This window comes from Mammaliicoccus sp. J-M40 (assembly GCF_022386395.1).
GTDB lineage: Bacteria > Bacillota > Bacilli > Staphylococcales > Staphylococcaceae > Mammaliicoccus > Mammaliicoccus lentus.
Window position 1 is genome coordinate 81,944 of sequence record NZ_JAJNIQ010000002.1, and the last position, 25,540, is coordinate 107,483.

A 25,540-nucleotide genomic window follows, 5' to 3' on the forward strand; every position below is an offset into this window, starting at 1 on the left:
CTGCCATTATAATCAGATAATTCAAAAGTTTCAATCAATTCTGAGTGAAAAGATAAGAAAATAACAAAATATTAATAATTTATAGATAGGTTAATTTTTTAGATTTTATATTAACAAGTGTATAATAATTATAAATGTAGTGATTGAAGGGGAGAGTATATGGTAGCCATTAGAAGGGTTGAAATCCATGATGCAGAAGAAATTTTGAATATGGATTATAGAAATAGAACTTTGTTTGAAACATTTTCAGCAGCAGATAAAAAAGACTCGGATTATCGTTTATATAACTATAGAAAAAAGGTTGATAAGCAATTACAAAATATGAAAAATGACGAAGGGTATCACTATGTTATTGTTAGTGACGAAGATAAGGTTATAGGGACTATTGATTTATTTAGCGTGGTCAGACATAATATTCAAAGTTGTATGATAGGATATGCAATTGATGAAGCATATAGCGGCAAAGGTTATACGACATATGCTGCAAAAGAAGTTATAAGAATCGCATTTGAAGAATTAGGATTTCATCGTGTTGAAGCGGGCGTCCAACCATCTAATATCGCTTCAGTCAGAGTGGTAGAAAAAATAGGAATGAAAAGAGAAGGTTTAAACCGAGCTAATGTACGTATTAAAGGTGAATGGAAAGATCATTATTTATACGCTATCGTCAACGATAAGTTTTAAGGAAGGGATAGAAACATATTGAATATTGTATTAATTGGCTTGATATTATACTTGATGCTGTTTGCAACATATAAATTTTTACTTGAGAAAAAGAAATATACAACGATACATTTTACATTTGTTCTTATATTTCTTAGTTTCAGCCAAGTGCCAATTATGTATTATGAAAAATTAAATAGCACATTAAATACCGCCGCATTAACTATCGGCTTAGTCTTTATATTTCTGATTAGTTTTTCGATGTTTATTCAAGTTATATGTAATATATTGTCTAACACGCAACTTGTTAGTGAAAAGTATATAGAAAAAATATTTAAAATCGCATCAGATCCTATAGAAATGATTGCAAATATATTTAAAGTAATATGGTTATTATTGTTAGGCATCACCGTAATTCAAAATGCTAATATATTATTAGGCATCATTATATTAATAAGTAGTTTATTTATTTTTTATTATGTCAGTATACTCGCTTATTACATAACTAAACATAAAATGGGGTTTAAGCCAAATGTATTTATTATCAATATTGAAACTTTTATAAGCTTTATTATTTTATACATAGGATTGATGATTATTTAATATGATAAGTAAGCGTACACTTTTGAAAGAGAAATATACAACGATATATTTGTACTTATATTTCTTAGTTTCAGCCAAGTGCCAATTATGTATTATGAAAAAGTTAAAGATGTTCTTAAAGCTACTGGAGGACCAAAAACGTTTATTCAGAAGCTAGTTCCGGAATAACTTTTGTGATAAAGTTTGATAAAAAGGAGATTTCATTTTTATGACTATTAAACAAATTGTGAATGATTTATTAAATAAAAAATGGTCTTTAGAAGATTTAATTTGGTTGATTTTAATATGCATAATATCTAGTACTTTCACTACACCTTTGTTAGGTGTTCCGATTGGTATTATTGTTTATTTTCTACTTTTTTCTAATGATGAGGATTTTGATGAAACGGCAGAAAAAAATAATTTTCAAGACAAAAATAAAAAGTAGAACACATATTATTGCTGAGAAAATTTATTGATGTTGAGAAAAACCTTACTAGATCGTTTGGTATTATTCCTTTTACTTTCTTTGTTTTGTTTATATTTAGTTCTGTTGAGAAATCAGATAAAAGGAAGCATTAGGGTTTTAAAAAAGAGTAAGGCACCGTTTATAAACGGTGCCTTACTCTTTTTTATTTATTGATATTTATTTTCAACTTTCTTTTCTTTTACTACTTTACCATTTTTATCTTTCTTAATGATATTATCGCCTCTATTTATCTTGTTTCAGGTTGGTTAATTTTTCTACGATGGTCTATATAAAGACCAAGTGGTGTGAGTATTAAAGAAATGATGATGTACATCCAATTAGATGTATATATTTTTGGACCAAGTTGCAAGTAATAGCCGGGTAAATAAAAGGACAAAATCGTTAATATAAATGATCCAGCTATTAAAATGTTCGTAAGCATAGTGGTCCAGTTAGATAAACTGTATATTCTAATTTGTACAACTTTGAATATCATCCATATAAAGAAGAATATCATAGAAAAACCGGTAATAAATGTGATGATAAATGTATATAAATATGTGTATTCTATTTGAGTGAAAAATCCGGTAAAACCTCTAATAAATGAAAAAACACCAAGCAATATTAAAATATGGAGGCCTATGAATTTAAATATATTCTGAATTGTTCGATTCGGCATGTTATTAATCATATTATCAGCATGTTTCTTTGGATCGTGGTCGAAAAATTCCATCGCAAGCATGCCATCTTTTTCTGCTTTTAACAAATGGTTCAATATATCCAGTAACATCTTCTCTGATTCATGCTCATTGATACTTAAATTTGCACGTACATAAGTTAAATAGTTTTCGTAAACTTCTTTATCGTGTGAATTCAATCTTAACCGTTTTACGTTGTTCTCAATAATAAGGTCACGTGTTGATTTTTTCATCAGCGTTTTCCTTTCTTTATTCATTAATTATATTCTAACAAGTATTTTGTAATAAAAACATTATTAATATCAGGTTTATACTTTTTACAGATGATAAATTTTTCGCTATCATTAATAATGACTGGTGGTGTAATATTGGAGATTTTGACGTTATTTATCATTTTTTTAGTTGGTATTTTTGCTGGCACTATTAATATTGTATCAGCAGGTGGTTCTCTAATTGTTTTACCTTTATTGATTTTCTTCGGATTACCAACCACTGTTGCTAACGCCTCAAACAGGGTTGCTATTCTAGTACAAAATATAATGGGCTTATATGTATTTTATATAAAAGGCATGAAAAACGTTAAATTAAGTATTATTTTAAGTATTCCTGCCATTATAGGCTCTTTTATAGGTGTTCATTACGCTATAAGCCTTCCAGACGATGTTTTTAATCGAATGTTAGGCATCATTATGCTTCTTGTCTTAATAATTATGATTATGCCTACGAAATGGAAAGATGGTCATAATCAATCTGAAAAATTATCCTCTTTTAGAAAAGTCATGCTTGTCTTAGTTTTCCTTGCACTTGGTATTTATGGTGGAATGGTTCAAGCTGCAGTTGGATTTTTATTTATTATCGCACTTAATTTATTAATACCACGCTTAAATTATGCGGAAGTTCAATGTATGAAGACTTTAATTATTACCATTTACTTATCATTATCTACATTTGTATTTATTTTTCAAGGATACGTCAATTGGCCATTTGCTATAAGTTTAGCATTAGGTTGTGGGATAGGCGGTTTTATAGGTGGGAGACTAACTGTATCACTGCCCGAAAAAAAATTAAAAGCAATAATGTTTGTCGTTATTTTTATACTAGCAGTTAAACTTTTAATAGAAAATAACTAGGCAGGTGATAAAAATGATTGAATTTAAAAAAATACGTGACGAAAGCACGTTGTATGAGATAAGTCAGATGGCGGCTGCGTACTTTAAAAGGGAAGATCAGAGTACTAAAGTTGCTGAATCTTTAGAGTTTGAAGCGATTAAACGTTCTTTAGCATATGAGGAAAGCGTTGTTTTCGGTGCATTAGATAATCAAACATGTATTGGATTTATATGGGCTAAATTTGATAATAAGGATAATGAAGTTAAAGTTTATAATCTATTTGTTAGTGAATCTTATAGAAACAATAAGATAGCAGCGAAATTAAAGAAAAAATTAGAAACGTGGGCAATCGATAAAGGTGCATCATCAATCGTTTCTACAGTTCATGCCCAAAATAAAAGTATGTTGCATATCAATGAATCAATGGGGTATGAAACGGAAAAATACATCATGAGGAAACATTTATTTTAGTTAAGAAGGGAGGTATTTGATGGCAATATTTGAAGGGTTTTTATGGTTCATCATGGGAATTATCCTCAGTTCAATAATTTACCATTATATTTCTAAAATACCTTTAAGTTTCATTCAAATTGTTATAGGTTTTGTTATATTTTTATCTCCGATACCTGTGGCATTAGATTTTGAATCTGAAGTGTTTATGATGGGGATAATAGCGCCTTTATTATTCTTAGAAGGTATATCAGTATCACGTGTACATTTAGCCAGGTATTTAAAGCCGGTTATGTCTATGGCTATGGTACTTGTATTTTCAACAGTTTTAGGTATTGGATTTTTAATACATTTAGTTTGGCCAGAATTACCACTAGCGGCATGTTTTGCAATTGGTGCAATTGTTTCTCCAACTGATGCAGTAGCTGTTCAAGCAATAGCTAAAGGGAAAATGTTACCAAAAGGTTCTATGACAATATTAGAAGGTGAATCACTATTAAATGATGCGGCGGGAATTTTATCATTCAAAATCGCATTAGCTGCATTAGTAGGCGGTTCATTCTCACTTACAGGAGCAGTAGGTCAATTTTTCTTAACAGCATTTGGAGGCGCAATTGTTGGGCTTATACTTGGTTATGGGCTAGTACAATTACGTGTTTATTTAACGAAAAACGGTATTAATAATGGTAACATGTTAACTTTTATTCAGGTTATAACCCCGTTTTTAGTTTATATTATAGCTGAAACTTTTCATTCATCAGGTATTATTGCAGCAGTTGTTGCAGGTTTAATACATGGCGTTGAAAAAGATAGAATAGCTCAAGCAACTACGAAAGAACAAGTTACTTACAACCACACTTGGGAATTATTGAGTTACTTATTAAATGGTTTTGTATTCATTTTATTAGGATTTTTAATACCAGAAGTACTGATTAATATTTTAAAAGAATCTAATCAGGAAATATTACATGTTATCGGTATGACGTTATTTGTGACTGTGCTTGTATACTCGTTTAGATACATTTGGGTACTATTTTCATATCCATATTTCTATTTACCAGAAAGCAGATTTTCAAAAATGTTAACGAGTGGTAAGGATATTGAACCTCAAACAGAAGCCGATAAACCAAATCGTTTTAAATATGCTTTTATTATGACTATTTGTGGCGTTCACGGTACTATTTCATTAGCAATCGCATTGATGTTGCCTTATAAATTATCAGAACATACAGATTTTATATATAGAGATAATTTATTATTCATAGCTACAGGTGTTATCTTAATCAGCTTAGTGCTAGCTCAAGTTGTTCTACCGCTTATTACGCCAAAAGCTAAAGTTAAAGAACAAAGTCAGCTTACATTTAACGAAGCAAAAGTATTGTTAATTGAACGTGCGTTAATAAAATTACAAGAATTTTATAGTAAAGAAACAAGCTATGTATATGGTAAAATCACCCGAAGTTATCATATGCAATTATCATTTTTAAAAGCTAGCAATGAAGAAGATGAAGACTTAAAAGAATTAGAGCGACTTCAACGAATCGCAATAGATACAGAGTTTCGAACTTTAGATAATTTAATAAAGAATGACAAAATATCGCAAAACACATTTGATAATTACACTCAAATTACAGAGAGATCATCTACATTTAAAAATGCATCACTTGTTACAAAAGTTAAATTGATGATGAAATTATTTGTTCGTCGTAGAAAAATTAAAACATATATTAACGCGACAAGTTCATTATCAATAGAAGCAAACTTAAGAGAAATGAGATATATTACACGAGAAGTTCATTTCCAAATTGTAAAAAGATTATCTAAAGAAATGAATGAAGAAAACGAATTTGAAATTAGTATTGTATGTGATTCTTACTTAAACAAAGTTGAAAGACTAACGCCTGATAATTTCGTGAGTAATCACACTGCTATTTATACAGAAATGGAAATATATGCTTTAAGAATTCAAAGAGAAATGATTAATGAATTAATTGAGGATGAGAAAATAACACGTGCTCTTGCTATTAAATTGAGAGAATCTGTCAATTACGATGAAATGATTGTATTAGGTAACAGTATCTAACCTGTTATCAATAGATAGCTCACCATTAGTATGGTAAAATATTTAAGAATATGTATAGGAGGCGGCACCTATGAAGAAGGCATTTTTACTAATGGTGATGACAACAGTTATTTTAGCTGCTTGTGGTAAAGATAACGAGCAGGAAGATTTAGAAAAAGAAATTAAATCATTGGAACAATCATCTAGTGATTATAAAAAAGACAAAGAGAAATTAAAAAAAGAAAATGATAAATTAAAAGAAAACATTAAAGAAAAAGAAGAAAAATTAAAAAAGATTGAAGATGAACTAGGAGAAAAAGACAACAGTTCAGATAATGAAAAATCTGATGATGAATCAAAGGATTCAAAAGAGGATAAAGCTAAACAGACTTCTAGTAAGAAAAGCAAAAATGATGAAAAAACGTTCCCGAATACTATCCGTACATCTACTAACGGAGATGTTGAATTAGTGAATGATTTACAAGATCAAAATTTTCACTTTGAAGATAGTGGGATGAAAGTAGATGTTGACCATTTGCAAATATTCCAAGTAAATAATATGCCAGAAGGTCAGGTATTATTATTCAACGGAGCTAAAGATGGATATGTTATTATTTATGAAGTGATGACAGAAAATACTACAGAACAAAAACTTTATTATGATAATGCTGCGTCTATTAAAAACGGAGACCGGAATCAACGTTCAGATTATGCATCTTTTATTCCAGATTCTCATAATGAAAAATATATGAAAAAATCAAAAGAGAATATTGATGAATATCAACCTAAAGAACAGACAAAGAGTTTGAAATCTATACCGATTTCAACAGAAATGTATCAATCTATAAAAGATAAAAAAGCAACATTCGATATTCAAGGCGGCGTTAGTAAAACACGTTCATATGATCATGCTTCAGAAAAAGTGAAATCATTCGAATTGAATATATAGCATGCGTTTATCTTAAATGATTATAGGGAATAAATTATTAATGATTATTTGAAAAGAGGGATGTCACCGTGCATGAAGAAAATTTCGTGTTGATTGAAGGTCAAAAGCTGACACTATTAGAATTAGGACAAGAACTTGAAACAATTACTGGCCGTACATTACAATCAACAACAGGTGAAATAAGAAGTTGGCCATCTGAGGCTGTGATTTTTGATCGTAAATCAAACGTTAATCAAGTTACTTATCGGTTTAATGACAATAATGATATTGTTGATGCTACAATTGAAGTTCCAAGAGGCTTCAAAAATTATGATACTGAGCCTGTCATGATTAAATTATTAACATATTTTAGAAAATCATAAATAAATCAATATAGAAGGGAGCGGGACGATGAAATCTTGTGAGAACAATGAGATTTCTGTCCCGCTCCTTTATTTTTTACATAAGGAGATTAAAATGAAATCAAAGATGCTAATTTTAAGTTTAATAATAGTTTTCTCAATTGTATTAGTAGCTTGTTCTAACGGTAATGAAGAGAAGAAAGGAGAAGATGGCAAAATAGTTCTTTCTCCAAAGAGTAGCGACATAAAAGGTAAAGTACTATTCGATAGTGCACATGGACAAACAGCTGGGAGTGCTGATTGGGTAATTGATGGAGGTTTTTCTGATTTTGCAGACGCACTAACGAAAGAAAATTATGAAGTTACAGATTTAGGATACAATCAACTATTAGATTACAAGACAATGCAAGACTATCAACTAGTAGTGATTCCAGAAGCGAATAATCCTCTTAAGAAAAGTGAACAAGATGCTATTGAGAAATATGTGAAATCTGGTGGTAGTATCTTAATGATAAGCGATCACTATAATGCAGATAGAAACTTTAATAGGTTTGATTCATCTGAAGTTATGAACGGATATAGAAGAGGCGCTTTTGACAATCCAACAAAAGGTATGTCGCCTGAAGAAAGTGCATCAGAAAAAATGAAAGGTGTAGAAAGTAGAGATTTTCTAAATGAAGTGTTCGGTTTGCGCTTTCGATATAATGCATTAGGTAATGTTAAGGTTGACGATATAGCTTCAAGCGAAGAAAGCTTTAATATTACTAATGGTATAAAAGCAGTATCAATGCATGCAGGATCAACAATTGCTATTACTGACCCGAATAAAGCAAAAGGAATAGCTTTTGTTCCACAACTGAGTAAACATGATAAATGGAATAATGCTGTAGATGAAGGTATTTATAACGGTGGGGGTAAGAATGAAGGACCTTATATTGCGATTAGTAAAGTAGAAAAAGGAAAAGGAGCTTTCATTGGGGACTCTTCGATGGTAGAAGATAAGACTCCAAAATATAAACGAGAAGATAACGGAGAAAACAAAAAAACATATGATGGTTTCAAAGAAGAAGATAATAAAAAAATGGTTATGCAAATCGTTGAATGGTTAAATAAGCAAGAAAATCAAAAAGATTTTAAAGCTATGGACATAAATCTTGATGATAAAACGCCTCTAAAACGATTTGAACAACCTGAGAACAGTCAAGAAGTTGAACAAGAACCTTGGGGAACACCAAAACGTGGATATAAATGGTATGATGCTTCAACATATGCATCTGGAAGCTATGGTGCCAAAGGTACAAAACAAAATAAAACTGAGCACTCAACAGAAGAAGATAATAATACAACAAATAATGACACTAGTACTTTTGATATTCCTTCATCTGTATCAAGACAAGAAAAATTCAATATAACAGTACATGTAGATGAATCTAAACTAATCAATCAAAAATTCCAACTATCTATAAAAAATAAAGACGGTAGAGAAGTAGGGATGTTTAATGGACAAGCTCCAGGTATATCAGAATCAGTTAATCCAAAAATTAAAAATGGAAAAACAGATTGGTACTTTAAAACTAAAATCGCAAATGAAGCGGATGAAGAAGTAAAAGTAGAAGTACTATCAGGTGGAAATGTTATAGCACAAACAACTTTAACAGTAGAATAAATGAACATGATATTTTCTTGTTTATACACTTTACAAAAACTAAATATTCCAATCCATTTGGATTGGAATATTTAGTTTATCACTGGGTATTTAAATAATAAGATTAGCTATTTAACCTCGGAAGAATAATTTTATTATTAAATTCCGCACAATTTTATAGTTACTTATTTTTCTTTCTTGAAAAATTTATTATTTTATTTTAAAATGCTAATTAGTTGATGATAGCGGTTTCATCAATTAAAATAGAATTGTAACTACATTTAGGGAGGCGTTTTAATATGGCTTTTGAATATCCAACTGCAACAAATGCAAAGTATAAAGTAAAAGATAAATATCAGAATTTTATCGGTGGTAAATGGGTTGACCCCAAAAATGGTGAATTTTTCGACAATGGTTCACCGGTAACTGGGGAAGTATACGCAAAAATACCTCGTTCTACTAAAGAAGATGTTGATGAAGCAGTAAAAGCAGCGCATAAAGCTCAAGTAGAGTGGGCTAAAAAATCTCCTACAGAACATTCTCAATTATTATTAGATATCGCAGATCGAATAGAAGAAAATATAGAAGAACTTGCTGTAATCGAAACATTTGATAATGGTAAACCAATTAGAGAGTGTTTAGCAGCAGATTTACCTTTAGTGGTTGACCACTTCAGATATTTCGCTGGAGTTGTAAGAGCAGAAGAAGGTGGCATTTCACAAATAGATAACGATACAGTAGCTTATCATTTTAAAGAACCGATTGGTGTTGTAGGTCAAATCATTCCTTGGAACTTCCCATTGTTAATGGCTACTTGGAAATTAGCGCCTGCAATCGTAACTGGTAACGCTGTTGTATTAAAACCAGCAGAACAAACTCCGGTGTCTATTTTACACCTTATTGAAAAAATCCAAGACTTATTACCTGAAGGTTTAATTAACGTAGTAAACGGATTCGGTGCAGAAGCAGGACAAGCATTAGCTACACATGAAGATATTAATAAAGTAGCATTCACAGGTGAAACGACTACAGGACGTATCATCATGCAAAATGCAAGTCAAAACTTAATTCCAGTAACACTAGAATTAGGTGGTAAATCACCGAACATCTTCTTTAAAGATATAATGGATGAAGAAGATGATTTCTTAGACAAAGCTGTTGAAGGTTTAGTAATGTTCGCACTTAACCAAGGTGAAGTATGTACATGTCCTTCAAGAGCGTTAGTACATGAAGATATTTACGATAAATTTATCGAAAAATGTGTTAAACGTGTAAACGAAATTAAAACAGGTAACCCTCTTGATCCGGAAACAATGCTTGGTGCACAAACTTCTCAAGAGCAAGCTGAAAAAATTAAAAGTTATTTAGATATCGGTAAACAAGAAGGTGCTGAAATCTTAGTAGGCGGTAATGTACGTAAAGAATCTGGTGACTTAGAAAATGGTTATTACATCGAACCAACTATTTTCAAAGGAACACAAGATATGAGAATTTTCCAAGAAGAAATATTTGGACCTGTATTATCATTAGCAACATTTAAAGACGATGAAGAAGCTTTAGAAATGGCAAATGATACTTTATACGGTTTAGGTGCAGGTATTTGGACTAGAAACCAAAATAAAGCATATAGATTCGGTAGAGGTATCCAAGCGGGTCGTGTATGGGTAAATAACTACCATACTTATCCAGCTCACGCAGCGTTTGGCGGATACAAAATGAGTGGTATTGGCCGTGAAAATCACAAAATGATGTTAGATCATTACCAACAAACTAAAAACTTACTTGTAAGTTATAGTGAGAAACCAGCGGGACTGTTCTAAATGAAAGAACAAGTTACTGCAACTGAAACAGCCAAATCACTCATTAGAGATTTAAAAAAGACACATGGTGAAAACTTGATTTTTCATCAATCAGGTGGATGTTGTGATGGTAGCTCTCCGATGCTTTTTGTTGAAGGCACACTAATCATTGGAGATGTTGATGTTAAACTAGGTGAAATCGAAGGCGTTCCATTCTATATGAATAAAAAACAATATGAATACTGGAAACATACTAATCTAGAATTAGATGTTGTTGATGGAAGAGGCGGTATGTTCAGTATTGAAGGCCCAACTGGAAAAAGATTTCACATTAGAAGTTCAGTAAGATCATAATTTGTAAGAGGATGTGCTAAAATAATAGTACATCCTTTTTTTATTATTATGAAGGTTGGGTGATTGAAATGAGTACATATATTGAAACAAAGCGCTTAATATTAAGAGATTGGGAAGAAAAAGATATCGAAATATTTCAGAGCATGAATGCAAGTCCTGAAGTGAGAAGATATTTTCCAGATATATTAAGCTATCAAGCAACAAAAAATATAGTTAACCAAATGCAAGAAGTTATCACAAAACAAAAAATTGGTTTGTTTGCTGTGGAATTAAAAGCTACTAATAGCTTTATAGGTATGGTAGGCATTAATTATATACCTGAAAATAGTGATCTCAATTTATCACAACTACCTTTTTATGAGATAGGTTGGAGATTAGATAAAACAGTTTGGGGCAATGGACTTGCAACTGAAGCAGCTGAAGCCGTGTTGGGTTATGCTAAAGAACAAGGCATTGAAGAAGTTTATAGCTTTACATCAGAAATTAATAAGCCTTCTAGAAGAGTGATGGAAAAATTAGAAATGAATCATATTGAGAATTTTTTGCATCCTAAAGTTGTTGACGATGAAAAATTAGCAACACATGTTTTATATCATAAGATTTTATAAGGAGTGGATTTTATGATCGTGATCAGTGCATGTTTAGTTGGTGAAAAAGTAAGATATGATGGCAAACATAAGTTGGATTTATTTTATAAGCAATTAATAGATGAAGGAAAAGCGATTAGTGTTTGTCCAGAAATACTAGGTGGTTTACAAATACCGAGAGAACCAGCTGAAATTATTGATGGAGATGGTTTTGACGTTTGGAATGATAAAGCTAAAGTTATAACGATATCTGGCCAAGATGTTACGCACCAATTTAAAGAAGGTGCTAAGAGAACGTTGTCTATTATTAGAGACTTAAAAGCCAATACTGTCATCTTAAAAAGTGACAGCCCTTCATGTGGAGCTTCGATTATATATGATGGAACATTTTCAGGTACAAAAAAAGAAGGTGTCGGTGTAACGACAGCCCTTCTAACATTAAATAATATTAAAGTTTTTGATGAAACAACCTTTTTATCTATTTCTGATAATCTCGAAGTTTAACAGGTTCGGCTACTTGCAAGGCATCAAATAATTCAGGTACTTCATCTTTGATAATAGCTAAATTTTTATAATTTTCGCTAACAAATCCTGTAGAAATTAAGTGCTCAATCATACTTTGCATTGGTTTGAAAAATTGTTTAGTATTTAAAGCGCCAATAGGTTTGTGGTGTAAGCCAATTTGAGCCCATGTATATATTTCAAAGAATTCTTCTAAGGAACCAGCTCCGCCTGGTAACATGATAAATGCATCGGCCATATCAGACATCATTTGTTTTCTTTCGTGCATGGAATCTACAACATGATACTCTGTTAAGTTCTCATGTGCTATTTCACGCTCTCCGAGGAATTTAGGCATAACACCTATAGCAATACCATTATGGTCGATTACACCATTTGCCACAGCTCCCATCATCCCGATAGATCCAGCTCCATAAATTAATTCATAATGATTTTCTGCTAAATATTTACCTAATGCATAAGCTTGTTCTGTATAAATAGGGTCATTACCCTTACTAGCGCCACAAAAAACAGCTATTCTTTTCATAAGTTATTGCTCCTTTCAGCTATGTATTATAATTATAATAAAGCGTTTACTTTATTCGCAAGGGAGGATTTAGAATGAATGTATTTCTAATGGTCGTTTTAATTGTACTAATTTCTACTGTTGCAAAAATTATTAAAGATCATGAATCTAAAAAAGTAAAACTAGAAAAAATTAAATCAGAACGTGTAAAAGATGAACTGGAACTAGAAAAAACGAAACACGAAAATTATTTATTAGAAACTGAAAAAATGCGCATTGAACTTGAACAGATGAAAGAAAACGATAAAGTTAATTTAGATAGATCTAAAAAGCAGTTATTAGATTAAGACAACGTCAAGTATCGGCGTTGTCACTATTTATTAAATCTATTAGAAAATCTGAAAATACTTTATGATCTTCTTGAGTTAACTTTTTTGGACCTTTTGTACGGCCACCTTGTTGTCTTATTTGGGCAGAAATATGTCTTTGCGTTAACAATTGTTCCATATTATTTGCAGTATATTCATAACCTTTATGATGAATAACATGTTTCGCTTTGTTCAAAATAAGGCTTGCTAGACCGTAGTCTTGAGTAACAACAACATCTTCAGAAGTCGTTAATTTAACAATTTTAAAATCAGCACTATCGACACCGTGATCAACATAAATTGTAGAAACATGTTCTGGGTAATCAGCTAGTGAAAAGTGATTTACACTTCTTATAATAAGAACAGAGATGCTTGTTGAGTCAGTTATACGGATTATATCATCCGTAACTGGGCAAGCATCTCCATCTATAATAATTCGATTAATCATTTTGAACGACGATTGCGTTTTTGATTTTTTAAATGTTCTTCACGGTGTTTATCGTATGGGAATTTACTAATGTGTTCTGACATTAATGATTTATGTTGATTGTATAATGCATGTTTAGGAGCTGGTTTTTTCTCTCCGCGAACACGTTCATCGATAAGTTCTTGAATGTTTTGTGTTGATTGGTTATTATATTTTTCCAGTTCATTAATACGTTTTTGTTGATTTTCTTTTTGTCGATCCATCTCTTCTTTCAAACGATAAGCTTTATTTCTTTCTAACTTTTCTTCTAGTGGAGCTATTTCGCTTTTTTGTTTATCTGCAATCTCAGAACCTTTTTCACGAATAGCAGTTTCTTCTTTTTGTTGTTTATCGTATTTTTTAATTTCTTTAATACGAGCTTTTTTATTCTCTTCTTCTTTCTTTTCTTCTTCTTTCTCGCGAGACTCTATATTTTTTTGAAGTTTTTTGTCTAATTTTGAAACATCTTTTTCGTTTTCTTTTTCTAATTTCTCGCCTTTTTTAGCCATTTTTTCTTCTTCTTTTTGATAATGTTTAAGCTCTTCTATTCGCGCTTTTTGGTTTTCTTTTTGAGCTTTTTCTTCTTCTTTATGGCGATTTTCTATATTTTTTTGAAGTTTTTTATCTAGCTTATCAATCTCTTTTTGTAATTCCTTTTGTTCTTTTTCTTCCTCTTTAAAAGGTTGTTTCATTTGTTTGTTGTATTCATATAAACGTTTCTTTTGAACGACATATGATTTTACAGGTTCTGATTTTTCAGCGATTTTATCTTTTGTTTGGATAGATTTATCTTTCACTTTATGTGATACATCTAAAGTTTTTCCTGTGATATTTTTAACATCTGGATGTTCTTTGAATTTTTTTCGCTCTGTTATAAGTGGTACGATTATTAACGGCAATGTATTAACAAGTAATTTTACTTTATCATTCATGTATAATTCCTCCATATCAATTCTAATTATATATCTTATTTAATTACCCTTTAATAGCTTATTCAAACTGTAAAAAGCGTTTATTATCCTATGTTTTGGCCAATTCCAAAACCGAAATATGCAATTGCTATAATTATAACAAGAATAATTCTATAAATGGCAAATGGTATTAATTTTACACGGTTTATTAATTTTAAGAATAACTTTATAGAAATAAAACCAAATATAAATGAAGCGATAAATCCTACAATATAAAAAGGTATTTGATCTAATGTTATATATTTTAAGTTTCCAAGTAATGCTTTACCGCTTGCTGCAAACATAATAGGTACTGCCATTATAAAAGTAAAATTAGATGCAGCTTTATGATCTAATTTTAAGAACACACCGGTTGAAATAGTTGAACCAGAACGACTGAAACCTGGCCATAGCGCGATAGCTTGTGACAAACCAATAACGAAAGCTTTTGGATAATTCATACCATCAACTGTATGTGGATTCATGACACGTTTTGAATAGATATCTGCGCCAATCATATAGACTGCTCCAAGTAACAATCCGATTAATACAGTAGGGACACTAAATAAATGTTTTTCAATAAAATCATCAAATAATAAGCCTAAAATACCTGCAGGAACGAGTCCGACTATTATATGAGAAAGTTTAAGATGATGTTTCTTTTTCTCATTTTGTTTAACGTGCAACATCTCAATATAACGGCTTCTAAAAATCCAAGCAGCAGCAAGGATAGAACCTAACTGTACTACAACTTTAAAAGTGAAAGCTGATTCGCTACCTAGGAATGCTTTTGATTTTAACCACATATCATCAATTAAAATTTGATGCCCTGTCGATGAAACAGGAGCAAATTCTGTTAAACCTTCTACAATACCTAGAATGATTGCTTTAATTAATTCGATTATAAACATGTTCGATCTCCTCTAGAAAACTTTATGATATGCAGTTGATATCACTTTAAGATTATTGTACCAAATAATGCTTTATAATATGCATATAAAGAATAATACATTTTGGTTTATTTTTTTAATAAAGGCGTTATAATGGAAAAAGGTGGTGACATTGTGAAAGAATTAACAAAGTATAGTGCTCAGTATAAACCGTTGCAAATATTGATGTTTTTAGCATCATTTTTACTCAGTTTATCAGTCGTATTTCAAAATATATATTTAGGTAAAATTATAAATCAAATGCTTGTTGTTAAAGAAGGTTACCAACAACTTTACCAATGGGTATTCATTTTATTAGCTGTACTGTTATTACGGGCTACTTTTAATTATTTAAATCAATTAACAGGGCAGAAACTCTCTTTTAATGTTAAAAAAGATGTTAGAAATCAATTAATTAATAAAGATACAAAGAGATCGAAATTAACGATATTAACAGAAGCAGTGGAGGGTATTCATCCTTTTTACGAATCTTATTTACCACAAGTCTTTAAATCAACCCTCATTCCTGTTGCAATCGTTATAACATTATTATTTATTCATTGGCCAGCTGCTCTCATTATGATGATAACAGCACCATTTATTCCGTTATTTTATATTGTTTTTGGACTAAGAACACGTGATAAAGCTAAAGATCAAATGCAATCTTTAGATCAATTTGCAAAAGAATTCATTGATTTAACGAAAGGTCTTGTTTCTTTAAAATTATTTAATAGAACAGATCAAACAGTGAACAAAATTCATAAATCTAGTACATCATTTAGAGATTTAACGATGGAAATATTAAAAAGCGCTTTTCTATCAGGTTTGATGCTAGAATTTATTTCTATGTTAGGGATTGGTATTGTTGCTTTAGAAGTTGGATTAAGATTAATTGTATTTCATGATGTTTCATTCTTAGTTGCAGTCATTACTTTATTATTAGCACCTGAATTTTACAATGCTATTAAAGATTTAGGACAAGCTTTCCATACAGGTAAGCAAAGTGAAGGCTATATCGAAATAATAGAAGATATAAATAAAGAAGAGAATGAAATCTATAAACCAATAACGATTAATCCAGATACGAGTCAAGAAGACATCATAACAATAAATGATGTTTATTTTTCATACCCTGAACGTGAAGATTTTGCGTTTAGCCATTTAAATTTAAACATTAAAGAAAATATGCATACTGCAATTGTAGGGCAGAGTGGTGCTGGTAAATCTACTTTAGTGAAATTAATCATGAATGAACTCTCTCCCATTAAAGGACAAGTTCAGTATAAAAAAGATATTAAAATTGGCTATCTATCCCAAAGACCTTACATTTTCAGTGCATCTTTAGAAGATAATGTCACAATGTTCCAAAATTACGATAAACAACAAATTGAAGATGTATTACAAAGAGTTGGTCTTGTAGAGAAAGTTAGTGAGTTATCAAAAGGTATTGAAACGAAAATTGGTGACGGTTATGAAATGCTTTCAGGTGGGGAAATGAGACGTGTAGAATTAGCAAGATTACTATTATTAAATCCTGAAGTGGTTATATTTGATGAACCAACAACTGGATTAGATATTAAGACAGAACAACTTATCGTTAACACTGTGAATCAATTTTCTAAAGAAAAAACAATCATTACGATTGCACATAGACAAGAAGTATTAAAATATGCCGACAATTTCATTAAAGTTAACAATGGAGATGTTCAAGTAACAAATAGCCCACTGAAAGGTGGTCAGTTCACATGAAAAAATTAACTATCAAATTTGATAAAGATTTTTATTTATCAATTATCATAGGTGTTTTAGGTATGCTCACTGCTTTAGGTATGTTTGCGTTGAGTGGTTATATGATTTCAAAAAGTGCTTTAGGAACACCGCTATACGCTTTGATGATTTTAATTGTTTCTATTAAATTATTTGGATTTGTAAGAGCTATTACGAGATATTTTGAAAGGTTATATTCACATCGATCTACATTTACGATGTTAAGAAATATACGTGTTGAACTCTTCAATTATTTAATTCCAATTGTCCCTAATGTGTTTAGAAGATATCGTTCAAGTGACTTACTAACACAAATGGTAAATAATGTCGAAAGATTACAGAACATTCTATTACGCGTTTATTATCCCCCAATCGTAATTATATTAACGACTATCGCAACAATTTTAGTCATGATAAATTGGAGTGTTTATGTTGGTATTATTATTGGAATTTCAATGATGATGTCTGTTATCGTCATACCTTATTTATCTACAAAACGTGCAAACATTTTAGCAGAAGATGTTCAACGAAGTGAAGAAGAATATGTGGCAGAATACTATGATTTTGAAAATGGTAAAGCGGAATTAAATAGATTCCAACAATATAATATTTTTAAAGATAAAGTTTTTAATCAACAAAATATTTACGAAAATAAAAAATATAAAGAGCAGAAATTTTTAAGTACGTATGATTTTATGCTCAATATATGCGCTATGATAAGTATTTGGTGTATCACTATCTTATGTATATGGCAAATTCAAGATGGCGCGTTAAATGCAGTGTTTTTTGCAAGTATACTCATGATTGTCATTACATTATTTGAGCAAGCTATTCCAATGACAAACGTAGCTTTTTACAAAGCAGATACTACTAGAAGTCTTAAAAATATCGAAGAAGTTATAAATCAGAATTTTGAAAATCGAGAAACATATGAAACAAGCAATAACGCTTTATACTATGCTGAAAAATTGAATTTTAAATACGATTTTCAAGAAAGAAAAACGTTAAAAAATGTTCAGTTTAAAATTAACGAAGGTGAGCATGTTGCTATTATAGGTCCATCAGGCTCAGGTAAGTCTACATTATTAAGTTTGTTAATGGGCTTATATAGTTCTAACGAAGGTTTATTGGCGTATAAAGGTAAAGCTTTGTCTCATGTTGAACATGAAAAATACGTAGACGAAATAAATACAATGTTACAACACAATCATTATTTTGAAGGAACGGTCAGAGAGAATTTATTAATAGAAGAAACTGATGAGAATATGAAAAATGCATTAATGAAAGTGAGATTAGAACATTTGAAATTAGATGACAATCTCACAGAAAATGCAGAAAATATATCAGGAGGAGAAAGACAACGTCTATCAATAGCTCGATTACTATTACGAAATGCGAACATTTGGCTTATGGATGAACCAACTGCTTCTCTTGATGAAGAAAATGAAAAAATCATTATGAACAATTTATTAAGTACTGACGATACAATAGTAATCGTGACACACAATTTGAAGTACCTTGAAGATTTCGACCATATAATAGTTATGAATGAAGGAGAAATTCTAGAACAAGGTGATTATCAAACATTGCTACAAGAACAGGGCTATTTATATGACGTAGTGAACTTTAATAAAGCGTATTGATATGTTAAAAAAATGTCTGTTTAAGCTACTAGGTTACAATTACTTTATATAAACTATCTTAGTTAAAAGGGGATAAGTATGATTGTATTACTAACTGGTTTAGGTACATTAGTTGCAAGTTTAGCTTTAAAGGTTTCTAATCCAAAGAATATTAATAAAACATATGGATACCGTACAAAAAGATCTATGAAAAATAAAACACAATGGAATTTTGCTCAAAAATATTCCGCCAAAATGTTAATGATCATAGGGACACTCAATATTTTGATAGGGATTGTCTTAATGTTTATAACTTATAGTAAAGAATATTATTTATTTTTTGAATTAGGTTGGGCAGTTCTGACTTATCTCCCAGTTTTTATACTAACTGAGAGGAAGCTAATACAACTTGAGCGTTCCTTAAATTAATGGTAAGGCATTCAGGTATTTAAGGCGAAATCACTCTTTTTATCACATGCAAGAGTCTGGGACATAAATAATTGTCCCAGACTCTCTTTTTGTATTGGCAGTAGCTGACTGTTATGAAAATGCGCTTATAACAAGCTTTTTCATACCTAGTCACCCTTGCCGGGGTGGGACTACGAACTCTTTTTAATAAAATGAGATTTCTGTCCCGCTCCCTTTTTAACTAAATAAGATATCGAATGTTGCAAGACGAGGTGCACGTGCAACATAAAGCCCTCGAAAGTTGCAAGACGAGATGCACGTGCAACATAAAGCCCTCGAAAGTTGCAAGACGAAGTACACGTGCAACATAAAGCCTTCGAAAGTTGCAAGACGAGATGCACGTGCAACATAAAGACTCCTTGTTGCCAAGACTACTGAGAAAAGTCAATAAGGCTACCGTTGTTGACACGTTTGATAAGAAAAGACAATAAGGCTACCGTTATTGACACGTTTGATGAGAATAGTCAATAAGGCTACCGTTATTGACACGTTTGATGAGAAAAGGCAATAAGGAACTTAAAATTTACAAGACAAGAGCTGCATGCGATATAAGTGTCCAGTCTATTACTACTAACACAAAAATGAGTTCGGGACATTAACTATTGTCCCGAACTCTTAATTATTATTTTTCTTGATTAATTTTATCTATGTTTTTAATCATTTTTTGTAAAAGTATGTTTAATTGTTCTGTTTCTTCATCAGTTAATTGAGATACGTCTTGTATTAAATGAGAAGCTTGGTATAACTTTTCTTTCATTTCTAGACTTTTATCTGTTAAGTGGACAAAAACTTCACGTTGATCTAAATCCGATCTTTTACGTTTAATTAAATGGAGGTTTTCCATTCTTTTTAATAAAGGAGATACTGTACCTGTATCAAGTGCTAGACCTGTTACAAGTTTTTTGACATTGACCGGTGCTGTTTCCCACAAAATTGTTAGTACTAAATACTGTGGGTATGTAATGTTATATTCTTTGAAAATTTTATTAGAATAATAACGATTGACTTGTCTTTGTGCATTATACAAATTAAAACACAATTGATTCTGGATATTTAAATTATCCGGCATAATCTTTCCCCCAAACTACAAATGAAATAGCTTTTTATTTCCGAACTTCTAATCTATTATATAATGAATAATTTTAGTTTGTAAATATTTTTAATAATGATTCCGATTATCTATAGAAATAATAATGTTGTTTACTTTAAAACGCTTAAGACTTTGTAGTTTATATTGGAATATCATATAATGACAGAAAGGTGGTAGAAACATGAGTAGTGGCAAAAATATAAAAGATAAAATGAATATTACAGTGCTGACGGGCTTTTTAGGAAGCGGAAAAACAACTTTACTACAAAGGTTAATAATAGAAGCGAAAGAAGCAGGTAAAAGAGTTGCAATTGTTATGAATGAATTTGGTTCTTTTGATGTTGATAGCCAGCTTTTAGGTGAAGGTATTTCAAGTAAAAGCTTATTAAACGGCTGTATATGCTGTTCTTTAAAAGATGATATGGAGGTTGTACTTCATAACTTATACCATAGTGAGAAACCAGATTTAGTTATTATAGAAGCTACTGGGATAGCGCACCCGGTAGAAATAGTTGATGCATGTCAAAATCCTACTATTGTAGATAAAGTACATATGCCTTTTATTATTGGTGTTATGGATGGTAAAAGATACATAGAAAGAGATCGCTATTCTAATCAAACTAAACATTTAATGGAAGAACAAATGGCAAATGCACATGTAATAGTAGTTAACAAATCTGATGAACTGTCTAATGAAGAAAAAGGAATGCTTGAGGATCATTTAAACGAAATAAAACATCAACCAGATGTCTATTTTACAAATTACTCTAAAATAGACCAAATAATTGAACGTGATGATGCAATAATTAATATAGAAGGTAAACATAGTCATCATCATGGTATTCAATCCATTAATTATACGTTTGATGGACCTATAAAGATGGAACTTTTAATTCGTTTCTTACAACAGTTACCTGATTCTATATTGAGAATAAAAGGATTTGTAAAATTCCAAGAAGAACCAGATCAGACTTATTTATTCCAGTATGCGTTCGGAGTGCCTCAGTATGAACCAGAAATGATGAACATGCCGTTAACAATTGTTATTATAGGGGAAACAATAGATAAAGCATATTTACGTAATAAATTAGACATGTTGAACTTTACTTAGGAGATGATGGGATGGAGCGTATTCGAATAAATAAACACGTCAGTTATTCTAGAATCATTCATGGATTTTGGAGATTAAATGAATGGGGTTATAGTAACCAACAATTAAATGATTATATGCACGATATAGTTGATCGCGGTATTACAACAATGGATCATGCAGATATATATGGCAATTACACATGTGAAAGTTTATTCGGTGATGCTTTAGCGCTTACGCCGAACTTAAGAGAAAAATTAGAAATTGTAACAAAATGCGGAATAATTCTACCTAATCAAAGTAACCCTGAATTTAATGGGCATCGCTATGACCAAAGTTATGAACATATCATTCAATCTGTTGATCGTTCGTTGACGAATTTAAGAACGGATTATATCGATACGTTGCTTATTCATAGACCATCTCCACTGATGGATCCTGATGAAGTGACTAAAGCTGTCATGCACCTTGTAGAACAAGGGAAAATAAAAGCTTTTGGTGTTTCGAATTTTAAATGTAACCAATATGAACTATTGAATGAAAGCCTCAAAAAAGAAATGTCACATATTTCGGTTAACCAAGTTGAAGTATCGCCATATGAATTAGAAAATATTGAAGATTGTACACTGAATAGAATGTTACAACATGACGTAAAAGTTATGGCTTGGAGTCCATTGGCTGGTGGAGCGATTTTTAATGAAGATGATCCAAAAGCAAAACGTATATTAGATACAATTCAGCCAATAGCTGCTAAATACAACGTTAGTATAAGCACGATTATATACAGTTGGTTATTACGTTTACCATCAAAAGTTATGCCTATTGTTGGTTCAAGTAAAATTGAAAGAGTAGACGAAGCGGTTAAAGCAACTAAAACATCGTTAACAGACCAAGAATGGTTTGATATATATGTAGCGTCGCGTGGAGAAGATATATTATAGAAAAAAGCACTAAATCGTTAATGAAATTCAACGGTTTAGTGCTTTTTTCTATGTCACATAGATGTCTTTATGATTCTAAATCAAGTCGATTTAGCACGATTTCTCCTAATGATTTACTTGCAACAGCCATGCAATCTTCATTCACTTCGAATTTAGGATGATGATTCATATAAGGTGTATCTGTATTTTCAGGTTTACTACCAACAATATAGAAAGTACCAGGAATCTTTTGTAAATAATAAGCAAAGTCTTCTGACCCTGATGCTTGTGGTATTTCTATCAAGTGATTGAAATAATCGCCTTTACTTTTCTCAAGAATATCTACCATTTTATCCGTTTGTTCTTCATGGTTATAGAGTACTGGATAGCCATAATGATAGTCTAAATTACATTCAACATCGAAACCTAAAGCGATACTATCTGATATTTTCTTGATCTCTTCGTACATTTTTTCTTCATAATCAGGATTTAAATATCTTGCTGTTCCTTTAATCGTGACACTATCTTGAATCACGTTATATCCACCTGGAGCTTCAAAGGCACCAATTGTAATAACGCCCATTTCAAGAGGATCAATTCTTCTTGATACAACTGTTTGGATTGTATTTACAAAGTTTGTGCCAGCTACTAAAGCATCGTGTGTTTTGTGTGGGCTTGCAGCATGTCCACCAAGTCCATTAATAGTTAATTTAAATGTTGAGCTACCTGAAAAAGCTTTTCCTTTATGATAGCCAATAAAGTCAGGGTTAGCTACAGGAACGATATGAATACCATAAATCTCATCAATATCATCTAAGGCTCCAGATTCAACGATAGCTTTAGCGCCACCTGGAGGTTTTTCTTCAGCGTGCTGGTGAATGATTTTAATTGTTCCTGGTAATTCTTCTTTTAATTCTATTAGTGCATCAGCTAGCCCCATTAGATAAGCAGTATGCACATCATGACCACATGCATGCATTACACCTTCATTTGTAGACTTAAATGGTACATCTGCTTCTTCTGTAATTGGTAATGCATCAAAATCAGCTCTTAATCCGATTGTGCGACCTTCTTTTCCACCGTTAATTTCTACAATAATTCCATGTTCATCTTTAACAGGTTGTGATATTTTAACATTTTTATCTTGATAAAATGATTTGATATACTCTGCTGTATTTTCTTCTTCAAATGATAATTCAGGATATTGATGTAGATGTCTTCTAATCTCTATCATTTCGTTTTCTCTTTCTTCAATCAATTTAAATAATTTTTCTTTTAAATCATTCATATTTTGCCTCCTTAAATATACTAAAAAAGTATAACAATAATCTTTTTTTTGCATGAAATATTTGCACTTATAAATACCAAAAAAATTTTATGATTGTTTTTGAATGTTTTTGGTTGAATGTGATTGACTTTTTAATGAAAACGTTTTATCATATCAATGAACAGGGGTGATGTGATGTTAACTGAAGAAAGGCATCAACTCATAATTGAGACGATTAAACAACGGGAAACAGTATCTTTACAAGATTTAATTCAATTAACGCAATCAAGTACTTCAACTATTAGAAGAGATTTATCGCTACTTGAACAAAATGGCTTTTTAAAAAGAGTACATGGTGGCGCGACGCAAATAACGAAACGACATGAAGAAAGAGATATGTCAGATAAAGAAACGCGTTATCAAAATGAAAAGAGAGAAATAGCGAAAGTTGCAGCTGGACAAATTTCAGAGGGCGATACGATTTATTTAGATGCAGGGACAACAACTTTAGAAATGATACCTTATATTAATCAGCAAGATATAGTTGTCGTAACTAACGGTTTAACGCATGTAAAACCATTATTAGAAAAAGGTATAAAAGTTTATATGACAGGCGGAGAAATTAAATCTACAACATTAGCGAATATAGGTGTAAATGCCGTTAAATCTTTACAGAAATATCGATTCGATAAAGCTTTTATGGGCATGAATAGTATAGATTTAAAGTATGGCTTAACTACACCTGATCCAGATGAATCAAAAATGAAAGAAACAGCAATTCATCTTGCTTCACACATTTATGTGCTATTAGATCATTCTAAGTTTAATGAAGTATCATTTGCAGAAGTGGAAATTGATAAAGGTTTTGAAATATTAACTTCTGAAAAAGCAATTAATGAAATAGAGAATATTACACTTTATAAAGAAAAGTATGAAATTAGTGGAGGTTTAAAATGATTTATACAGTAACATTTAATCCGTCTATAGACTATGTTATGTTTACAAATCAATTTGAAGTAGGTGGATTAAATAGAGCACATGAAACAAATAAGTTTCCTGGAGGAAAAGGTATTAACGTTTCAAGAGTGTTGAATACTTTAAAAGTTGAAAATACAGCAACAGGTTTTGTTGGAGGATTTCCTGGAGAATTTATTAAAGATAAATTAGAACAGTCCAATATTTTAACTGATTTTATTGAAGTAGAAGAAGATACAAGAATTAACGTGAAGTTAAAAACTGGTTCTGAGACTGAAATTAATGGTCCAGGTCCAAATATCGAACCACAACATTACGAATCATTTTTAAATAAAATGAAACAAACAACTTCGTCTGATACAGTCATAATCGCTGGAAGTGTACCAAGTACATTAAAGAAACCGGTATATAAAGAAGTTGCAGAAATATTAAAAGAAACCGGTGCTACGCTAATTGTTGATGCAGAGAAAGATTTAATGAAATCTATACTTTCTTTTGAACCGAAATTTGTGAAGCCAAATAAAACAGAATTAGAAGAAATTTTTGATAAAGAAATTAATACAGATCAAGAAGTAATTGATTGTGCTAAACAGTTAATAGAAGAAGGCGCTCAATCGGTCATCGTTTCACTAGGTGGTGAAGGTGCAATCTATGTGGATTCGAACATTCAACTTAAGGCAATTGTGCCTAACGGAGAAGTAGTTAACACTGTAGGTTCGGGTGACAGTACAGTGGCAGGTATGGTTGCTGGATTAACAACTGGTAAGGATATTGAAGAAGCATTCAAATTAGCTGTAAGTTGTGGAACAGCTACAGCTTTCAATGCAGATTTAGCTGAACATGAAGATATAGAAAGAATTCTATCTAAAGTAACGATTAAGCATTTGTAAAA

At 31.1% G+C, this 25,540-nt stretch carries 27 protein-coding genes and 1 pseudogene; 21 read left to right on the top strand and 7 right to left on the bottom strand.

Translation table 11 applies throughout. The features are described 5' to 3' along the window. The first annotated feature begins 159 nt into the window (after positions 1-159). The 3 genes from LQ688_RS03005 (at position 160) to LQ688_RS03015 (ending at position 1,693) form a co-directional block, all read left to right on the top strand. Positions 160-684 carry a GNAT family N-acetyltransferase gene (locus LQ688_RS03005; RefSeq protein WP_064205362.1) on the top strand — a complete coding sequence of 175 codons (525 nt, stop codon included), beginning with the start codon at positions 160-162 and terminating at the stop codon, positions 682-684. Positions 685-702: 18 nt separating this feature from the next. Then, positions 703-1,266 (top strand): hypothetical protein, encoded by a 564-nt coding sequence (locus LQ688_RS03010; protein WP_017000985.1) that lies wholly within the window; start codon positions 703-705, stop codon positions 1,264-1,266. 208 nt (positions 1,267-1,474) lie between these two features. Beyond that, positions 1,475-1,693 (top strand): VraH family peptide resistance protein, encoded by a 219-nt coding sequence (locus tag LQ688_RS03015; protein WP_064205364.1) that lies wholly within the window; start codon positions 1,475-1,477, stop codon positions 1,691-1,693. A 268-nt stretch (positions 1,694-1,961) separates the two neighbouring features. Here the strand turns inward: LQ688_RS03015 and LQ688_RS03020 are convergent, their stop codons facing one another. Further along, positions 1,962-2,645, bottom strand: a complete 684-nt coding sequence (locus tag LQ688_RS03020) for a DUF1129 family protein (RefSeq protein WP_064204672.1) — start codon at positions 2,643-2,645, stop codon at positions 1,962-1,964. 135 nt (positions 2,646-2,780) lie between these two features. Between LQ688_RS03020 and LQ688_RS03025 the strand changes: the two genes are divergently transcribed. From LQ688_RS03025 to LQ688_RS03070, 10 genes are all read left to right on the top strand, one after another. Further along, positions 2,781-3,542: a sulfite exporter TauE/SafE family protein gene (locus LQ688_RS03025; protein WP_064204671.1), complete on the top strand. Its 762-nt coding sequence runs from the start codon at positions 2,781-2,783 to the stop codon at positions 3,540-3,542. A gap of 13 nt (positions 3,543-3,555) precedes the next feature. Then, positions 3,556-3,993: a GNAT family N-acetyltransferase gene (locus LQ688_RS03030; protein WP_103268651.1), complete on the top strand. Its 438-nt coding sequence runs from the start codon at positions 3,556-3,558 to the stop codon at positions 3,991-3,993. A gap of 19 nt (positions 3,994-4,012) precedes the next feature. Continuing rightward, entirely contained in the window at positions 4,013-6,055 is a 2,043-nt protein-coding gene (locus LQ688_RS03035) for a cation:proton antiporter (RefSeq protein ID WP_017000982.1), read from the top strand. Positions 6,056-6,125: 70 nt separating this feature from the next. Next, the gene (locus LQ688_RS03040; protein WP_017000981.1) at positions 6,126-6,983 is read left to right on the top strand and encodes an SA0632 family lipoprotein; all 858 of its coding nucleotides are present in this window, start codon (positions 6,126-6,128) and stop codon (positions 6,981-6,983) included. Between the two features lie 68 nt (positions 6,984-7,051). Beyond that, the gene (locus LQ688_RS03045) at positions 7,052-7,345 is read left to right on the top strand and encodes a hypothetical protein (protein ID WP_017000980.1); all 294 of its coding nucleotides are present in this window, start codon (positions 7,052-7,054) and stop codon (positions 7,343-7,345) included. A 94-nt stretch (positions 7,346-7,439) separates the two neighbouring features. Beyond that, positions 7,440-8,990 carry a DNA-binding protein gene (locus LQ688_RS03050; protein ID WP_103268650.1) on the top strand — a complete coding sequence of 517 codons (1,551 nt, stop codon included), beginning with the start codon at positions 7,440-7,442 and terminating at the stop codon, positions 8,988-8,990. Positions 8,991-9,268: 278 nt separating this feature from the next. Next, positions 9,269-10,789: an acetaldehyde dehydrogenase ExaC gene (exaC, locus tag LQ688_RS03055; RefSeq protein WP_064204673.1), complete on the top strand. Its 1,521-nt coding sequence runs from the start codon at positions 9,269-9,271 to the stop codon at positions 10,787-10,789. Further along, entirely contained in the window at positions 10,790-11,122 is a 333-nt protein-coding gene (locus LQ688_RS03060; RefSeq protein WP_017001167.1) for a DUF779 domain-containing protein, read from the top strand. It begins immediately after the preceding gene. A 68-nt stretch (positions 11,123-11,190) separates the two neighbouring features. Beyond that, complete coding sequence (locus LQ688_RS03065) at positions 11,191-11,730, top strand: GNAT family N-acetyltransferase (protein ID WP_017001168.1); 540 nt, start codon at positions 11,191-11,193, stop codon at positions 11,728-11,730. A 12-nt stretch (positions 11,731-11,742) separates the two neighbouring features. Then, positions 11,743-12,213, top strand: coding sequence for a 2-thiouracil desulfurase family protein (locus LQ688_RS03070; protein ID WP_064204674.1), 471 nt, complete (start codon positions 11,743-11,745; stop codon positions 12,211-12,213). Here LQ688_RS03070 and LQ688_RS03075 read toward each other — a convergent pair. Beyond that, positions 12,188-12,757 (bottom strand): LOG family protein, encoded by a 570-nt coding sequence (locus LQ688_RS03075; protein ID WP_064210846.1) that lies wholly within the window; start codon positions 12,755-12,757, stop codon positions 12,188-12,190. The genes LQ688_RS03070 and LQ688_RS03075 overlap by 26 nt on opposite strands. Before the next feature lie 74 nt (positions 12,758-12,831). Here LQ688_RS03075 and LQ688_RS03080 point away from each other — a divergent pair, with 74 nt between their 5' ends. Next, complete coding sequence (locus LQ688_RS03080; RefSeq protein WP_017001171.1) at positions 12,832-13,083, top strand: hypothetical protein; 252 nt, start codon at positions 12,832-12,834, stop codon at positions 13,081-13,083. A gap of 7 nt (positions 13,084-13,090) precedes the next feature. On the opposite strand, the gene LQ688_RS03085 is transcribed toward LQ688_RS03080, so the two are convergent. The 3 genes and pseudogenes from LQ688_RS03085 to LQ688_RS03095 all read right to left on the bottom strand — a co-directional run bounded on the left by LQ688_RS03085 (position 13,091) and on the right by LQ688_RS03095 (position 15,431). After that, complete coding sequence (locus tag LQ688_RS03085) at positions 13,091-13,549, bottom strand: YaiI/YqxD family protein (protein ID WP_239703969.1); 459 nt, start codon at positions 13,547-13,549, stop codon at positions 13,091-13,093. Positions 13,550-13,878: 329 nt separating this feature from the next. Then, a pseudogene (locus LQ688_RS03090) lies at positions 13,879-14,502 on the bottom strand (hypothetical protein); the annotation flags it as partial. A gap of 83 nt (positions 14,503-14,585) precedes the next feature. After that, positions 14,586-15,431, bottom strand: a complete 846-nt coding sequence (locus tag LQ688_RS03095) for an undecaprenyl-diphosphate phosphatase (protein WP_070045658.1) — start codon at positions 15,429-15,431, stop codon at positions 14,586-14,588. A gap of 153 nt (positions 15,432-15,584) precedes the next feature. Here LQ688_RS03095 and LQ688_RS03100 point away from each other — a divergent pair, with 153 nt between their 5' ends. The 3 genes from LQ688_RS03100 (at position 15,585) to LQ688_RS03110 (ending at position 19,267) form a co-directional block, all read left to right on the top strand. After that, entirely contained in the window at positions 15,585-17,198 is a 1,614-nt protein-coding gene (locus LQ688_RS03100) for an ABC transporter ATP-binding protein/permease (RefSeq protein WP_239752619.1), read from the top strand. Continuing rightward, the gene (gene cydC, locus LQ688_RS03105) at positions 17,195-18,859 is read left to right on the top strand and encodes a thiol reductant ABC exporter subunit CydC (protein WP_103268645.1); all 1,665 of its coding nucleotides are present in this window, start codon (positions 17,195-17,197) and stop codon (positions 18,857-18,859) included. The genes LQ688_RS03100 and cydC overlap by 4 nt, the downstream gene beginning before the upstream one ends. Before the next feature lie 78 nt (positions 18,860-18,937). Next, the gene (locus LQ688_RS03110; RefSeq protein WP_103268644.1) at positions 18,938-19,267 is read left to right on the top strand and encodes an SdpI family protein; all 330 of its coding nucleotides are present in this window, start codon (positions 18,938-18,940) and stop codon (positions 19,265-19,267) included. A 661-nt stretch (positions 19,268-19,928) separates the two neighbouring features. On the opposite strand, the gene LQ688_RS03115 is transcribed toward LQ688_RS03110, so the two are convergent. Further along, on the bottom strand, positions 19,929-20,375 hold the full coding sequence (locus tag LQ688_RS03115) for a MarR family winged helix-turn-helix transcriptional regulator (RefSeq protein WP_017000978.1): 447 nt from the start codon (positions 20,373-20,375) through the stop codon (positions 19,929-19,931). Positions 20,376-20,577: 202 nt separating this feature from the next. Here LQ688_RS03115 and LQ688_RS03120 point away from each other — a divergent pair, with 202 nt between their 5' ends. Next, on the top strand, positions 20,578-21,507 hold the full coding sequence (locus tag LQ688_RS03120) for a CobW family GTP-binding protein (protein ID WP_103268643.1): 930 nt from the start codon (positions 20,578-20,580) through the stop codon (positions 21,505-21,507). A gap of 11 nt (positions 21,508-21,518) precedes the next feature. Continuing rightward, a complete protein-coding gene (locus LQ688_RS03125) occupies positions 21,519-22,427 on the top strand; it encodes an aldo/keto reductase (protein WP_017000976.1) in 909 nt (302 codons plus the stop codon). A 67-nt stretch (positions 22,428-22,494) separates the two neighbouring features. Here the strand turns inward: LQ688_RS03125 and LQ688_RS03130 are convergent, their stop codons facing one another. Continuing rightward, on the bottom strand, positions 22,495-23,694 hold the full coding sequence (locus tag LQ688_RS03130) for a M20 metallopeptidase family protein (protein ID WP_103268642.1): 1,200 nt from the start codon (positions 23,692-23,694) through the stop codon (positions 22,495-22,497). A gap of 174 nt (positions 23,695-23,868) precedes the next feature. Between LQ688_RS03130 and LQ688_RS03135 the strand changes: the two genes are divergently transcribed. Both LQ688_RS03135 and pfkB read left to right on the top strand, forming a co-directional pair. Then, the gene (locus tag LQ688_RS03135; protein WP_239752620.1) at positions 23,869-24,630 is read left to right on the top strand and encodes a DeoR/GlpR family DNA-binding transcription regulator; all 762 of its coding nucleotides are present in this window, start codon (positions 23,869-23,871) and stop codon (positions 24,628-24,630) included. After that, positions 24,627-25,538 (top strand): 1-phosphofructokinase, encoded by a 912-nt coding sequence (gene pfkB, locus LQ688_RS03140; protein ID WP_103268640.1) that lies wholly within the window; start codon positions 24,627-24,629, stop codon positions 25,536-25,538. Before LQ688_RS03135 ends, pfkB begins: the two co-directional genes overlap by 4 nt. The last annotated feature ends 2 nt before the right edge of the window (positions 25,539-25,540 follow it).